This window comes from uncultured Ruminococcus sp. (genome assembly GCF_937915125.1).
GTDB lineage: Bacteria > Bacillota > Clostridia > Oscillospirales > Ruminococcaceae > Ruminococcus_C.
In genome coordinates this window covers 112,459-127,517 of record NZ_CALDMP010000098.1, presented here as the reverse complement: position 1 = coordinate 127,517, position 15,059 = coordinate 112,459, and the positions used below count along the sequence as shown (strand labels likewise).

Sequence of the window (15,059 nt, the reverse complement as noted above, 5' to 3'; positions counted from 1 at the left end):
CACTTTCTGCAAAGTCGTACGTTTCATGTTACGAATACTGCACGACACTTTGTAGGGTGTGATGCCTACATTGTACTGTCCTTTGTTTTCTCTGCTGCCGTGCACACCCCAATCACGTAATTTTCACCAAAAAATCAGTTGCATTTTTGTTTTCATTATGTTATAATCTATAGTATGTGACAGCATGTGCATTTGACATGCAAGGAAAATATGATTTTAGGGAAAGCGGAGACTTTCTGTATGCTCTGCTGCGCTATAACGAAAGTGAGGCACGATTATGTGTGGAATTGTTGGATATGTGGGAAAACGGGATTGTACAGATGTTCTGATGAACGGTCTCTCTAAGCTGGAATACCGGGGCTATGACTCCGCCGGCATTGCCGTTTTCCAGAACAATACGATCACTGTGGCAAAGTCCAAGGGTCGTCTGAAAGATCTGGAGAAACGGATGGAACAGGAGGGCAGACCCAGCGGTCAGGTTGGCATCGGACACACCCGGTGGGCGACCCATGGTGAACCGTCCGATGTAAACTCCCACCCCCACAGCGGCGGCAGAGTGACCATTGTCCACAACGGCATCATTGAGAACTACAAGGAACTGAAAGACTATCTCATGTCCAAAGGCGTGACCTTTGACAGCGATACGGATACCGAAGTTGTGGCAAGGCTGCTGGATTACCGCTATAACGGCAGCCCCATCCAGACCATTTCTGAAACTGTCCGTGATCTGGAGGGCTCCTATGCCCTGGGCATCATCTTCGCCGACCATCCGGAACAGGTCTATGCCGTCCGGTGCGAAAGCCCTCTTATTGTCGGCGTAGGCGAGGATGAGAGCTTCATTGCCTCGGATGTGCCGGCGATCCTGGAATATACCCGGGACTATTACCTGCTGGAGCACGAGGAGATCGCTGTGCTGGGCAGAGACGGTGTACATATTTATGATGCATTCGGTCAGCCGGTGGAAAAGGAACTGAAAACCGCTGACTGGGATGTGGAGGCAATCGGAAAGGGCGGCTATGCCCACTTTATGCTCAAGGAGATCCACGAGCAGCCCACCGCCATCCGCAATACCATTCTGCCCCGGATCCAGGACGGTCTGCCCAATCTGGAGGAATGCGGCATTACCCTGGAGGTGCTCCGGGAATTCCATCACATTCATGTGGTTGCCTGCGGTACGGCAATGCACGCCGGCACAGTGGGAAAATACGTCATCGAAAAGCTGGCACGGGTGCCGGTGACAGTGGATATTGCGTCAGAATTCCGCTATCGTGACCCGCTGGTAGGGGAGGGTGACCTGGTGATCATCATTTCCCAGTCCGGCGAGACCGCAGACAGTCTGGCGGCAATGCGCCTGGCGAAATCTCTGGGTGCAAAGACCCTTGCCATTGTGAACGCCATGGGCAGCTCCATTGCCCGGGAGGCAGATATGCTCATCTACACCCACGCCGGACCGGAAATTGCCGTGGCATCCACAAAGGCGTATATGGTGCAGATCGCTGTGATGTACCTCTTTGCCTTTGAACTGGCATTGGCTGTGGGAAAAATTGACGAAACAGAATGCCGCCGCCTTGTGGAACTGTTGCAGGAGACCCCGGACAGCATCACCGGAATTCTGGAACATAAGGAACAGGCGCAGTATATTGCATCTTCCCTGATCACCGCAGACAGCCTGCTGTATATCGGACGTGGACTGGACTATGCCCTCAGTATGGAAGGCTCTCTGAAGCTGAAGGAGATCTCCTACATCCACTCGGAATCCTATGCGGCTGGGGAACTGAAGCACGGCACCATTTCTCTCATTACAGAAAATATGCCGGTCATTGCTGTGGCGACCCAGAAGGCGCTCAAGGAAAAGACCATCAGCAATATTAAAGAAGTAAAAGCACGTGGGGCAAAGGTGATCCTGGTGTGCCGGGAAAGTGATGATGTGGATCCGGATGCAGTGGATCTGAAATTCGGTCTGCCGGAGTTTGACGATCTGCTGATGCCCATGATCGCAGTGGTGCCCCTGCAATTGATCGCTTATTATACATCTGTCCTCAAGGGCAACGATGTGGATAAACCACGGAATCTGGCGAAGTCCGTTACTGTGGAATAAAGGCAGCTTCGAGTAAGCTTTGTGTAGAAAGAAGAGGAACGAGAACATTGATGAAACATAAGAAATTTGCGCTGTTTCTGGCAGCGGCTATGACATTGACCCTGACATTTGCCATGCCGGCTTCTGCGGAGGAAAGCAGCTTGATCGATGCAGACGCGCTTGGAGAAGAAAGCAGTGAGGAGACGACCTTTACCAGCGGCGATTTTGAATACACCCTGACAGAGGATGGGACGGCTTCGGTCTCCCGCTATGTGGGCAGTGATACAGAGGTCACGGTTCCTGCACAGCTGGACAGCTATACTGTGACCGATCTGGGCGGCGGCTGCTTTGCACAGATCGAGGACATTGTGTCGGTGACCCTGCCGGAAACCCTGGAGACCATGCAGGATTCCTGCTTTTTCGGCTGTTCGTCCCTGGAGAAAATTACGGTGGAAGCCGGAAATGAAGCTTTTTCCGTCACAGACGGCGTACTCTTTTCCGCAGACGGTACAGACCTCATCCTCTATCCCCCGGCTTCTGCGGAAACAGCCTATACCATTCCGGACGGCGTTGTGGAGATCTGGTCATCGGCATTTGCTCAGACCAGCCTGACCTCTATGACATTCCCGGACAGCCTCATGTATGTGGACGACTGGGCATTCGCCTGGGCATCGCTGGATTCTCTGGAACTGCCGGACTCGGTGACGGAGATGGGACAGTATGCCTTTGCTTACTGCACCAGACTGACCGAAGTGACACTTCCGGCTTCCCTGGAACTCATTGAAGCGGCGGCGTTTGCCGGATGTTCCAATCTGCAAAAGGTGGAACTGCCGGATGGTCTGACGGAGGTGCAGATGGCGGCATTTGCCGGCACTGCTATGAAAGAAGTGACCATTCCCGCAAGTGTTTCCGCTATCGGCTTCTGCGCCTTTGGCTATGAGGAGGACATGGAAACGCCGGTAGACGGCTTCGTTGTATACGGCACAGTGGGTTCTCAGGCGCAGACTTACTGCACGGATTCGGATTCGGAGAATAATTATTCCAACAGCTTTATTTTCCGCAGCGTGATGTCGGAAGAAGCGGAGGAATCAGAGGATGCTGAGAACGCTGTACAGGTGGAGACCAAGGAGACCAGTCCGCTGCAGCAGTACGGGAAATGGATCTTGCTGGGCGCAGGAGCACTGATTCTGCTGATCGGCGGTCTGCTGCTCATCTTCGGCGGCAAAGGGAAAAAATCCGAAAAGCTGGCGAAAAAAGCAGAAAAAAAGACAAAGGGAAAGAAGGAAACGCCGGCAGCATCCCCGGAACAGGCGGCAGTTCCTGCACAGGCTGACGAAACGCCGGAACCGGAGGAAGAACCGGCAGCAAAAGAGGAAACAGAATGAAGAGAACAGGCAGACTCTGGTGGAGCTTTCTGACAGCCGCTGTGTGCTGTGCGACATTGGCACTGCCGTGTGGGGCACTGGATGGAGCGAACAGCACTGCGGAGGAAGAGAGCGGCATTGCCGTGGATACTTCCAAGGATGCTGCATATGATGTGTTCACCTATCGGGAAAACGAGAGCGGCATTACCATCACTTCTTGTGACACGGCAGCCACAGCCGCACAGATTCCCACTGAGATCGACGGAAAGCCTGTGACGGAGATCGGCGATGCGGCATTTATGAGCTGTGGCTTTCTGACCTCCATCGAAGTGCCGGTGGGCGTGACAAAGATCGGGGAGAGTGCCTTTTCTTCCTGCGCCATGCTCTGTACGGTGACTTTGCCGGAGGGCCTGACGGAGATGGGAAAGGGTGCTTTTGAATCCTGTTCCATGCTCAGCGAGGTACAGCTGCCATCCACCCTGACAGTGCTTCCGGATGCGCTCTTTTATGATTGCGGCTATCTGCCGTATCTGGAACTGCCGGACACGGTGCGGGAGATCGGGAACGAGACGTTTTACAGCTGTACCACGCTGGCGGAGATCAACCTGCCTGAGGGACTGGAGAAGATCGGCGACTATGCCTTTCAGAACTGCCAGGCACTGACTGGGGCTGCACTGCCGTCCACCTGTACAGAACTGGGTGTGTATGTTTTTGACGGCTGCCAGGCGCTGGCGGAAATTACTGTGGCAGAAAAAAACCCGTCCTATATGGCGCAGGATGGGGTACTGTTCACCGCAGACGGCACTACGCTGATTCGCTATCCCCAGGCACGGACGGAAACTTCCTATACGGTACCGGAAACGTGTGCGGCTCTGGCGGACTGGAGCTTTATCGGCACCACAGCGCTGGAGCAGATCGATCTGGGCAGTGTTACCTCCATTGGTGAGGATTGCTTTTATTACTGCACCAGCCTGAAGGAAGTGATTGTGCCCGAGGGTGTGACGGAACTGAAAGGCGCTGCTTTTGCCTACTGCATGGCAATGGAACAGGTGACGCTGCCGTCTACGCTGAAAACGCTGGGCAACCACTGCTTTTATTCCTGTGCAGCGCTGAAGGAGATCCATATCCCGGAGGGCGTCACATCCCTGGGCGACCAGTGCTTTTACAATTGTGTGGCGCTGCTGGATCTGACCCTGCCGTCCAGTATTACGGACATCGGTGACCAGGCGCTGGGGTACTATACCCCCTCCACTGCATCGGACAGCAGTGAGTACGAACGGATCGACCTGCTGGAGGTGCACAACCAGGGCAGCAGTGCTGTGACTGCATACATGCGCAGCTGGAAATCCGGCTCCTATGTGGGGTGGATCATTGCAGGGGCGGTTGTTCTTGGGGCGGCAGTGCTCATTGTGGTATTGGTGCTGGTGCACCGGCATCGGAACCGCATCCGACCCACGAGCCGTCATGCGGCAGAGCAGTCCAAGGGAAAAAAGAAGGCAAAGAAATTCTGACGGCGGGGACGCCCAATGGAAAGGAATATAGAAACATGAAGCATCGTGATCATTTCACCCGACTGGGACGGTGGATGGCGGCAGCGGCTGCCGCTGTGCTTTCCGCATGTCTGCTGGCACCGGCGGGTTCGGTTCTGGCGGAGGAGACAGCGTCCGGTTCCAATACCTTTGACGACGGTACTCTGACATACACCATTCTGAACGGTACAGAGGTATCGGTGACCGGGTGTACCGCATCTGCTACACATATCAGTATTATGCCGGAGATCGATGGATATGACGTGGTCTCCATCGGTGAAGAGGCTTTTGCAAACTGTGACGCGCTTCAGGCGGTGGCGATTCCAAATACAGTGACGGAGATCGGAACAGGTGCATTTTATGGCTGTACTGGTCTGACATCGCTGACTCTTCCGGATGCGGTCACAGAAATCGAAAGCGGTACGTTCTTCGGCTGTTCCGGACTGACAGAACTGAACCTGGGCAATGCAGTCACTTCTATCGGTGATATGGCGTTTGGATACTGTTCTGCGCTAACCAGCCTGGAACTGCCGGATACTTTGGAGATCATGGGCGATCAGGTGTTCTATTACTGCACTGCCCTGGAATCCATTTCCATTCCCGAAAAGGTGACGGAACTGGGCGGTTATTCTTTCTATGCCTGTCTTTCCCTGCAAGAATTTCATATTCCGAAGAATCTGGAGAATATCGGTGCCATGTCCTTTGTGGCGTGTCCCGGGCTTCAGGAAATAACCGTAGAGGAAGGCAACCCTGCCTACACTGTTGCGGACAACGTGCTTTACAATACAGAAAAGAGCATTCTCTATCTGTATCCTGCCGGGCGTGCGGATACGGTATTCACTGTGCCGGACGGCGTTCTGGTAGTCTATGCCGGTGCGTTTTTCACGGCATCGAATTTGCAGCAGGTGACTTTGGATGAGGACTTGCAGTACATCGGCGAAATGGCATTTGACTTTTGCAGTGGTCTGACTTCTCTGACCATTCCGGAAAGCGTCACAACCATCGGCACCACTGCCTTTGCAGACTGCACCGGGCTGACTTCGGTGACTTTTGCCGGTGCGGACAAGGAGGACGGCGGCGAGGGAGAGAACCTGGAAATCGGTGACTACGCCTTTTTCTGCTGCGATAATCTCATGGAGGTACAGCTGCCAAAGCGTGTTTCCAGCATCGGTGCATACGCCTTCGGCTGTACTTCACCGGAGGATGGCGACACCAGCGAGGATATTGTCTTCGTGGAATCGGAGTCCGGCGATGCCATGCAGGTAAAGGCGCTGGATGGGTTTCTGCTTATGGGCTATACCGGTGCCGCAACAGATTATGTGAAAAATTGCGAGGTAGACCTGAACTTCAAGTCTGTGAATTTCAACTGGGCAGGGCTTGTGTTCTGGGTAGTACTTGCGGCGGCTGTGTTAGTAGTGATTTTTGTGGCAGTACGGATCGTGCGTCACAGCATGATGACTGCCGAGGAAAAGCTGGCACTGCGTGAGGCAAAGGAAGTCCAGAAAACGCCCCTTTCCCAGCGAAATGCAGAGACGCAGGAGGACGAGGAATTCGACGACGGCTATCGCAGCATTGTTGACGAGGACGAGGAGGAAGCGGCACCGGAGATCGTCACCTATGACCAGACCCTGTCCCACAGCATGACCCATTCCTTTGGCCATGCGGATGCGGAAAAGCCCCAGGATACGTCTGATACAAAAGAATAGGCAATACCGCACAAAGATTGTGCGTCAGATGCGCTGTCAGATTTTTTGTCAGATGAAACAAAAAGCGCAGTGAATACTTTGTGTATTCACGAGCATTTTTGTGAAATATGACGGAAAATATGCAAGCATATGACGTGCAAAGCCGACAGGCGCTCTTTGTGCGGTGTTGCCAATAACCCATGACGGCATACCGCTGTCCTGAACAGATATGCGTAACCGTTGTTCTGTCGGGTGTGCGGTGTGCTGTTTTTGCGTTGTCTTTATATGTGTTGATCAATGGGGCAATATTATACTAATCCCTATGAGAATAAGGACGTGAATGAAAATGGCAAGACAATGGAACCCGAAACTTTCCAAGGGGATCGGCTGGACTTCTCTGGTGATCTGCCTGGGCGTGCTGATCTTTGCGGTCTGGCTGCTGTTTGTGCCAAATGCACACAATCAGTCGGGAACGCCTGGCGATGGTCTCATTGCGGCAAACGCAAAAGCCAATGGAACGCACACAGAGCCGGACAGATTTCTGGCAGTGCTGGAGGGCGAAACGGTGCAGCTGGACACCAGCGCCCACTGGGAGACCAGTGACAATGCCGTTGCAGATGTGGACAAAAACGGCGTTGTCACAGGCAAAACACAGGGGACTTGTCTGCTGACCTCGCAGGAGGAATGCATTCAGCTGGCAGTGCGCCGACTGGAAGAACGGGACGGCTGCACCTATGTGGACGGCATTCTGATTGTCAACAAGTCCTACGGTCTCCCGGAGAATTACGATCCCGGCTTACAGCCTATAGCAGAAGCGGCATTTGAACAGCTCTGCAATGGGGCGGCGGCAGAGGGACTGAACATCTATGACGGCTCCGATTTCCGGGACTATGCCTATCAGGTGCAGATCTACAACAACTACTGTGAATTGTACGGCTGGGAAAAGGCGGATACCTTTTCGGCACGCCCGGGACATTCCGAGCACCAGACGGGGCTGACCATTGACTGTAATACCATTGACGATGCATTCAGCGAAACGCCCGAAGCGGCTTGGCTTGGGGAGCACTGTGCCGAATATGGTTTTATCATTCGTTTCCCAAAGGGGAAAGAGTCGATCACCGGCTATAAGTACGAACCGTGGCACGTCCGGTATGTGGGCGTGGAAACGGCAAGGGAAATACAGAAATATGACCTGACGCTGGAGGAATATCTCGGCGTGGATTCGGTGTATGCGGAGCCGTGGCAGGGGTGAGGTATGCAGGGCGTGGGCTTGCTGCCGCCGTATTCTCCGTAACCGCACGAATCCGGTGCAAATTTTTCGTGATTTTTAACGGGGCGAACACTGTTCGCCCCTACATTTGTATCGAATTTATGTGATTGTGGAGAATACGGCGGGCGGATAATATCCGCCCCTACAATTGGTTCTCCTTAGGTCCTTCGGGAACGGCGGGAGCAAGTTCCCACCCTACGCCTATCATCAATTATCGCAGTGACTTTTCTTACTTTCTTGACATTTTACGGAAAATATGCTATAATAAATATGCAGAAATTATGGATCTTTCTGCAAAATATAAAAAAACAAGAAAGGATGATCCAAATGAAAAGAAAGAGAAGCATTGCGGCGCTTTGTACGGCGCTGACGCTGGCTGTGGGGACGGCTGCGGGAATGCCGGTTTCCGCCGGGGAAACCGTAAGCGGAACTTTCAACGAAAACTGCACATGGGAAATGACAGACGATCAGGTGGTATGGACAAGCAATGACCCGGCGTTTACCATCACCTTCCGGGACGGCGAGTGCCGTGTGGACGGAACGGATATTTCCCAGGGGCAGAATGAAGCCACATGGGAAGCGCTTGAGGCAGCAGAACCCATGCTGCAGCGCCTGTACGAGACAGAACCGGTGTCTGCAATGGTCTTTTCCGATCGTGTGACGGCAGTAAACATGTCCTTCTGGGGATTTCCGCTGAAGCAGGTGGATAAGATCTTGCTAGGGGACAGTGTAGAGACCATCGGTTTCAATGTATTTGAGGAAATGACAGTGCGGCGGGTGTATTTGCCGGAATCTCTGAAAACAATTGAGGATATGGCATTTCTCCGCTGTGAAGAACTGGAGACCCTGACAATTCCGTCTCAGGTGGAAACCATCGGGGAGTGGGCTTTCTGTACTTGTTCCAGTCTGACGGATGTGACCATTCTCTCTCGTGATGTGCAGCTGGAGGATTCCGCATTGGGCTATACGGGATATGACGGCTTTGAACTGGATGCACCGCTGACGCCCATTGAGGGCATGACCATCCGTGGCTATGCCGGTTCTACTGCGGAGCAGTATGCGGAAGAAAACGGCTTCACCTTTATTCCGTTAGATGCATCCGGCACAGTGTTATATGGAGATGTGGATCTGGACGGTACGGTTTCCATTCTGGACGCTGTCCTGCTTTCCAAGGCAGCTTCGGGTTCTGTTACCCTGAATGAAGATGCCATGAAAAATGCCGACTGTGATGCAGACGGCACACTTGGCGGAAATGATGCGGTTGTTTTGCTGCAATTTCTTGTACATCTCGTGGATAAGCTTCCGTGCACAGATTGATAAACCTTGCAATATGATAAAAAATAAGAGACCGTGCGTTTGCGTACGGTCTCTTTTGCGTGTGATAGATGTTGTTATTATGTTGACATCCCACGAAAAATGCAGTATAATGAGAACATGAGCATACCGAAGCGGGTACATATTCGTTCGGCGGTCAATCCAGGCTCCCGGAAGGGAGTGATTGCTATGACATGGATCGAGTTTTTGACTTTGATTTCTGTTGTTTGCGATATCATTTTGGTTTTGCAAAATAGCAATAAACGGAAATAACCGCCTGACTCCCCAGTAAGGCGGCTATTTCTATAGCATAGACTTATTTTGGGAGCGACTGCCTTTCGGTATGCTCTCTTTCCTTTATTATACTATGCCGGGGTGCATTTGTCAAGCGGCATTTTTGAAATGATTGACTTTCCATGAAAAATGCAGTATAATGAGAACATGAGCATACCGAAGCGGGTACATATTCGTTCGGCGGTCAATCCAGGCTCCCGGAAGGGAGTGATTGCTATGACATGGATCGAGTTTTTGACTTTGATTTCTGTTGTTTGCGATATCATTTTGGTTTTGCAAAATAGCAATAAACGGAAATAACCGCCCTGTGCGACCAAACATGAGACGGTTATTTCTATAATCATTTCAAATTGGGAGCGACCGCCTTTCGGTATGCTCTCTTTCTTTTATTATACTATGCTGTGATACATTTGTCAAGCAGCATTTTGGGATATATACGGAAATCATTTTTATAAGAAAGAACCCCTCAGTCACGGCTGCGCCGTGCCAGCTCCCCTTTCAGGGGAGCCTTAGCTGCCTCTCCTGAAAGGGGAGGGGGACCATTGCGCAGCAATGGTGGAGGGGTGATTGGATTGAAACATAAAATTGATTTCCGTGTTGGATATGCCGGGAAATGCGAAAAACAGCCCCTTTTCGGGAACTGCTTTTTATGCTCACTTTCTTCTGGAACGGTTTTTCCGTTCGGTATTGCGCTTGATGTCGCACATACGCTCTTCGCTGTTCTGCTTGAACCGGGAGAGCATATCCTCAAAGGTCAGCTCGGTAGGTTCGGGCTTTTTCTTGGGCTCCCAGACATTGGGTTTGCTGCGGCGTGGTGCCTGGCGCTGTCCCTCCGGACGTGGCGGACGGGGTGCACGGCGATTTCCGGCATCCGGTGCATCCTCCACCTGCTTCATGGACAGACTGATCTTCCCCTGGGGATTGATGCCGATGACCTTCACACGCACCTGCTGTCCCTCTGTCACGAAATCCCGGATCTCGTTGACATAACTGCGGGAGATCTCCGAGATGTGCACCATGCCCATCAGACGCTCTCCCTCTGGATTGTGGATATCCACAAAGGTGCCGTACTTTGTGATATTTTTGATTGTGCCCTCATAAATTTTACCGATTTCGACCTGCATGTAACTCCGTAACCCTTTCTCTTCTCGTTGCTTCTCAGTTTCTTGATGTGTCATAGAACCGGAATTCATCCGGATATGCATAGTTGTACTCTTCTCTTGCAAGCCGTTCCATATAGCTGTCGATATCGCCGCTGTCAAGGATCCGTTCCAGATCCTCGTTTTCTGCGGTGAGGTTGTCGATCTGCTTCTGTACCTGCGCAAGCTCTGTCTTTTTCTCCGCAATGCTGGACTGGATGGAAACCACACTGACGGTGCATCCCACGATCGCCGCAATTACTGCTGTCCGGCTGATGACCCGGAAGACCCAGCGTGACTGTTTCTTTTCCTTCTGTTCTGCCTTCGCCATCGTTTTGCCGCCTCCTGTTCTGATCTGTCTGTTTTATTATACAACATTTTTCCGTCTCCAATCAAGGGCAAATGCGAAAAAAAAGAAGCTTTTTCCGAAAGTTTGGCGAAATGTCCAAAATTCTCTTTCAAACCACCGTAAATCCGCACAATGCCGTGGAAAAGGGGTACCGTCAGCCAGCGCAGAAGACGTCCTATGCTACCCAGGATCCGCCGCAGCAGGGGAACTGTCACGCATCCCAGGGTGCAGCGGTACAGCAAAAAGCCCAGCGCACTCCCCATGACATAATATCCCCGCAGCTCACCCCGTGCCAGAACAGTGGAAAAGCAGAGGAGCGCCGCACCCCAGAGCAGCAGAAAGACAATATCCTCCAGCGCCGTGGCAAGCTTTCCGTGGGGCACCAGTACACGCAGGGTGCGCAGGATATCGAAGCAGAAGCCCAGGGGGATCCCCAGCAGCACGGCGAAGATCAGCAGCCTTGTCTGTTCCGGTACGGTGAAAAAGGTTTCCAGTTCCATCATCGGAACAGCTTCCCCAGCAGGGACAAGGGACCCCGGCGGTCTTTTTCCCCGTATTGCAGCAGCCAGATGTCCCCGGTAATGGTCATGTCGCCGCTTTCTACGCTCACATCATTGATGTGCAGATTGCGCCCCTTGATGGTCAGTTCCCCCAGGCTGGTGAACAGGTTGATCATGCGCTCGTCAAAGCAGTCCACATCTGTCACCCCCGTCAGCGTCAGCTTCGACCGATCCTCCAGGATCAGATTGTGATGCCCGGTGGGTGCCGGCAGGTCTTTCTTCATCATAATGGTATTTGCCTCCCTGGTGTATCAATTCTTGTTTTCTCGTTCAAAATCACACTTGCATTTTTCTTACGCAACTCATTCTATGCGGCGAATTCATAAAAAATCACCAGTTTGTACAGGATTTCTTTGTCTAAATTTCCGAGAAAAATCCCTTGCAATCTTCTGGGAAACGTGGTATAATATTATAAATATTGATAACTTGCAGAAAACTGCATGAAAAACGACGGGAGGAGGGATTCCATGAGCGCATTGGAAATTATCCTGGGTGCTGTTGTCCTGGCGATCAGCATTGTCCTCATCATCATCTGCATGATGCAGGAGCAGAAGCCCCAGAACGCCACTGCTGCACTGACCGGTGCAAGCAACGATTCGTTCTATGACAAAAACCGTGGTCGCACAAAGGAAGCACGTCTGAAGAAGATCACATTCGTTTGTTCCGTTGCATTCTTTGTTCTGATTTTGTTTATGGATATTGTGATGCCGCTGCTCACCAAGTAAACGAGGCGGCTCTTCGTCCTGTGCTTCGGTGTTTTCCCGGATTGTCGGGAAGGTTGCTGAGGCGCAGGATGTTTTTTTGTGTATGATGGACTGCGTGATTTTTGTTTGCTGGTTAATACCCCTCCACCGCCTATCGGCGGTCCCCCTCCCCTTTCAGGGGAGACATTGTTGTAAACTTTACCAAAACTGAACATTCCAGCCTCCCCTGAAAGGGGAGGGGGACCATTGCGCAGCAATGGTGGAGGGGTTGTCCACAAACAAAGATTTCCTGATAAAGTAAAGCTTGAGAAAAAGAGATCTGCCGCAATGGGCGGCAGGAGAAAGGAGCCATTGTATGGCAAACACGCAATTGGGCGGCGCAGAGAGCGTCGAAAGCTACCGCAAGAAGATCATGACTATTCTGAAGAAAAACGGACGGACACCCCTGAGTGACCGGGAGCTTGCCACAAAGTGCCGCACAAATCGGGGCGGTGCTGCAAACTTCCGCAAGGCAGTGGATGAACTGCGTCATGAGGGTGCTATCTGCGAACGCCGCCGGGGCTATGTTTCCTCTGCCAATATGGGCTATTACCCGGCAACCATCGTCCGTCTGAGCCGTACCTTCGGTTTCGCACGGCCGGAAGAAGAGGGGGCAATGGATGTATTCATCCCCGGAAAATTCTTACAGGGTGCGATGACGAAAGATCGGGTACTCATCGGCAATATTCCCTCCCGGAGCGGCAAGCCTGAGGGCGAAGTCCTTGCCATTCTGGAAGAAGCGGACAACCGTCTCACCGGCGTTATCGTCAACGAGGACGGCAGGCTGATGTTCCGGGCGGACACTATGTCCAAGACGCCCATCCAGATTCAGCGCAAGGACAGCGTGCTGTACAACGAAGGGGAAAAGGTTCTGGCAGAGGTAGTCTATCGTGGACAGCGCCATGCGGAACACAAGGTGAAGATCGTGTTCAGCTTCGGTACTTCCACACGTGCCAGCGTTTGTGCACAGGCTATGGTGGCGCTCCACGGTGTGACGGAGGAATTCCCGGAAGAAGTGGTACAGCAGGCGGATACCCTTGCAAATGCACCCATTCCGGAAGAGGAATACAAAAAGCGCCTGGATCTGCGTGATACGCCGATTTTCACCATTGACAGTGCCCACTCCAAAGACCTGGACGATGCAGTCTCTCTGGAAAAAACGGAGACAGGCTACAAACTGGGGGTGCATATTGCCGATGTCTCCCACTATGTCCGCCCGAAAACACCGCTGGACGAGGAGGCACTGCGCCGGGGCACCAGTATTTACTACGCTGACCACGTCATTCCCATGCTGCCCAAGAGCCTGTCCAACGGCATTTGCTCCCTGAACCCTTGTGAGGATCGCCTTGCCTTTTCTGCTCTTATGGAATTGGACAAAAAGGGCGAGATTGTGAAGTATGATTTCCGCAAGACGGTCATCCGTTCGGCAGTCAAGGGCGTTTACAGCGAAGTCAATGAGATTCTGGACGGCACGGCTTCGCCGGAGCTGCTTGACAAGTATCAGGACGTTGTGCACATGATTCCCCTCATGGATGAGCTGTGCGATATCCGTCTCCGGGAACGCAAGCTGCGTGGTGCACCGGAGCTGGAAACTGCCGAGGGAAAGCTTATCATGAACGAAGAAGGCGTCTGCGTAGATGTTGTGGCACGGGAACGCGGCAAGAGCGAATGCGTCATTGAGGAAATGATGCTTCTGGCAAACGAGGCTGCGGCAAAAATGGCACGGGAAAAGAACCTGCCCTTTGTCTATCGTGTCCACGACAAGCCCAATGCGGAAAAGATCGAGAATCTGGAGAAAATTCTCCTGCGTCTGGGCGTAGAGGTTCCGGTATTCACCGACGTTAAACCGGCACATCTGGCACAGATCCTGGACGGCGCACGGGGGACAGAGCTGTATCCGGTACTGAATGTCATGGTGCTGCGTTCCATGGCAAAGGCAGCCTATGCGCCGGAGCCCATCGGACACTTTGGTCTGGCGCTGAAGGACTATGCTCATTTCACCTCTCCCATTCGCCGGTATCCTGACCTTGCTATCCACCGTATCCTCAGCAGCTACTGCGAGAATCCCGATGCCGAAGCAATTCAGGAACGCTATGGGGCATTTGTGGTACAGGCATCTGCTCAGTCCAGCGACACGGAAGTCCGTGCTATTACCATTGAGCGTGACTGCGACGATTGCTACAAGGCGGAGTATATGCAGCAGCATCTGGGCGAGGTCTTTGATGGCATCGTTGCCGGCGTGACGGATTTCGGCTTTTATGTGGCACTGCCCAACACCGTTGAGGGATTGGTGCATGTGGCTTCTCTGCCGGAGAGCGACTGGATTAATGATGACAGCATTGCCTTCCGGGAAGAACAGGGCACTGCGTGCTATCGTCTGGGCGATACTGTCCGGGTACAGTGCACGAAGATTGACGTGAACAGCGGGAATGTGGACTTTGCTCTGGTGGAAGAGGGACATGAGTCGGCGTAACTGCGGCGTTATCCAGCATATGCAACATGTACGGGCGGCTATCATCCGCCCGTTTTTGCGTCATGGGCAAGACGATATTGCTTTCAAGACAAGCGGACTGTTGCAAGCAGTCAAAATCCAACAGGAAAACGGTGCGATGTGGGCATCTCACCCTACAAGTCACCACGAATTCTATAACCTTTTGTAGGGGTCGATGCCCACATCGATCCGCAGATTGGAATTCTGCTGTCCTTGCGCCTGCAAAATCTACTACAATATATCA

At 52.5% G+C, this 15,059-nt stretch carries 12 protein-coding genes; 8 read left to right on the top strand and 4 right to left on the bottom strand.

Annotated features, from left to right (window positions below; genetic code table 11):
* Positions 1-277: 277 nt before the first annotated feature.
* The 6 genes from glmS (at position 278) to Q0418_RS10410 (ending at position 9,242) form a co-directional block, all read left to right on the top strand.
* Entirely contained in the window at positions 278-2,098 is a 1,821-nt protein-coding gene (gene glmS / locus Q0418_RS10435; RefSeq protein ID WP_298484072.1) for a glutamine--fructose-6-phosphate transaminase (isomerizing), read from the top strand.
* A gap of 50 nt (positions 2,099-2,148) precedes the next feature.
* Entirely contained in the window at positions 2,149-3,462 is a 1,314-nt protein-coding gene (locus tag Q0418_RS10430) for a leucine-rich repeat domain-containing protein (protein ID WP_298484071.1), read from the top strand.
* On the top strand, positions 3,459-4,952 hold the full coding sequence (locus tag Q0418_RS10425) for a leucine-rich repeat domain-containing protein (RefSeq protein ID WP_298484070.1): 1,494 nt from the start codon (positions 3,459-3,461) through the stop codon (positions 4,950-4,952). The genes Q0418_RS10430 and Q0418_RS10425 overlap by 4 nt, the downstream gene beginning before the upstream one ends.
* A 35-nt stretch (positions 4,953-4,987) precedes the next feature.
* Positions 4,988-6,676 (top strand): leucine-rich repeat domain-containing protein, encoded by a 1,689-nt coding sequence (locus Q0418_RS10420; protein ID WP_298484069.1) that lies wholly within the window; start codon positions 4,988-4,990, stop codon positions 6,674-6,676.
* Between the two features lie 325 nt (positions 6,677-7,001).
* Positions 7,002-7,907: a D-alanyl-D-alanine carboxypeptidase family protein gene (locus Q0418_RS10415; protein ID WP_298484068.1), complete on the top strand. Its 906-nt coding sequence runs from the start codon at positions 7,002-7,004 to the stop codon at positions 7,905-7,907.
* Positions 7,908-8,252: 345 nt separating this feature from the next.
* The gene (locus Q0418_RS10410; protein WP_298484067.1) at positions 8,253-9,242 is read left to right on the top strand and encodes a leucine-rich repeat protein; all 990 of its coding nucleotides are present in this window, start codon (positions 8,253-8,255) and stop codon (positions 9,240-9,242) included.
* A gap of 944 nt (positions 9,243-10,186) precedes the next feature.
* On the opposite strand, the gene Q0418_RS10405 is transcribed toward Q0418_RS10410, so the two are convergent.
* From Q0418_RS10405 to yabP, 4 genes are read right to left on the bottom strand one after another with little or no spacing between them, the layout of a single operon-like run.
* Positions 10,187-10,657, bottom strand: a complete 471-nt coding sequence (locus tag Q0418_RS10405; RefSeq protein WP_298484066.1) for a S1 RNA-binding domain-containing protein — start codon at positions 10,655-10,657, stop codon at positions 10,187-10,189.
* A 34-nt stretch (positions 10,658-10,691) separates the two neighbouring features.
* Positions 10,692-11,003, bottom strand: coding sequence for a septum formation initiator family protein (locus Q0418_RS10400; RefSeq protein ID WP_298484065.1), 312 nt, complete (start codon positions 11,001-11,003; stop codon positions 10,692-10,694).
* Entirely contained in the window at positions 10,931-11,524 is a 594-nt protein-coding gene (yabQ, locus tag Q0418_RS10395) for a spore cortex biosynthesis protein YabQ (protein WP_298484064.1), read from the bottom strand. Before yabQ ends, Q0418_RS10400 begins: the two co-directional genes overlap by 73 nt.
* Positions 11,521-11,808: a sporulation protein YabP gene (gene yabP / locus Q0418_RS10390; RefSeq protein ID WP_295214621.1), complete on the bottom strand. Its 288-nt coding sequence runs from the start codon at positions 11,806-11,808 to the stop codon at positions 11,521-11,523. Before yabP ends, yabQ begins: the two co-directional genes overlap by 4 nt.
* Before the next feature lie 240 nt (positions 11,809-12,048).
* Between yabP and secG the strand changes: the two genes are divergently transcribed.
* Together secG and rnr are read left to right on the top strand one after the other, a co-directional pair.
* Positions 12,049-12,306, top strand: a complete 258-nt coding sequence (gene secG / locus Q0418_RS10385; protein WP_298484063.1) for a preprotein translocase subunit SecG — start codon at positions 12,049-12,051, stop codon at positions 12,304-12,306.
* Positions 12,307-12,640: 334 nt separating this feature from the next.
* Positions 12,641-14,797 carry a ribonuclease R gene (gene rnr, locus Q0418_RS10380; protein ID WP_298484062.1) on the top strand — a complete coding sequence of 719 codons (2,157 nt, stop codon included), beginning with the start codon at positions 12,641-12,643 and terminating at the stop codon, positions 14,795-14,797.
* The last annotated feature ends 262 nt before the right edge of the window (positions 14,798-15,059 follow it).